General features: G+C 53.9%; 1 rRNA gene. It reads right to left on the reverse strand.

Annotated features, from left to right (window positions below):
• Positions 1 to 646: ribosomal RNA gene (locus APH34_RS28445) — 23S ribosomal RNA — on the reverse strand; the annotation flags it as partial.

The following is a 646-nucleotide window of genomic DNA, read 5'->3' on the forward strand; positions in this document are numbered from 1 at the left end:
AGTGAGATCTCATCTTGAGGCAAGTTTCCCGCTTAGATGCTTTCAGCGGTTATCTCTTCCGAACATAGCTACCCGGCAATGCCACTGGCGTGACAACCGGAACACCAGAGGTTCGTCCACTCCGGTCCTCTCGTACTAGGAGCAGCCCCTCTCAAATCTCAAACGTCCACGGCAGATAGGGACCGAACTGTCTCACGACGTTCTAAACCCAGCTCGCGTACCACTTTAAATGGCGAACAGCCATACCCTTGGGACCGGCTTCAGCCCCAGGATGTGATGAGCCGACATCGAGGTGCCAAACACCGCCGTCGATATGAACTCTTGGGCGGTATCAGCCTGTTATCCCCGGAGTACCTTTTATCCGTTGAGCGATGGCCCTTCCATACAGAACCACCGGATCACTAAGACCTACTTTCGTACCTGCTCGACGTGTTTGTCTCGCAGTCAAGCGCGCTTTTGCCTTTATACTCTACGACCGATTTCCGACCGGTCTGAGCGCACCTTCGTACTCCTCCGTTACTCTTTGGGAGGAGACCGCCCCAGTCAAACTACCCACCATACACTGTCCTCGATCCGGATAACGGACCTGAGTTAGAACCTCAAAGTTGCCAGGGTGGTATTTCAAGGATGGCTCCATGAGAACTGG

Origin of the sequence: Pseudomonas sp. NBRC 111131 (genome assembly GCF_001320525.1) — a bacterium.
GTDB classification, from domain to species: Bacteria; Pseudomonadota; Gammaproteobacteria; order Pseudomonadales; family Pseudomonadaceae; genus Aquipseudomonas; species Aquipseudomonas ceruminis.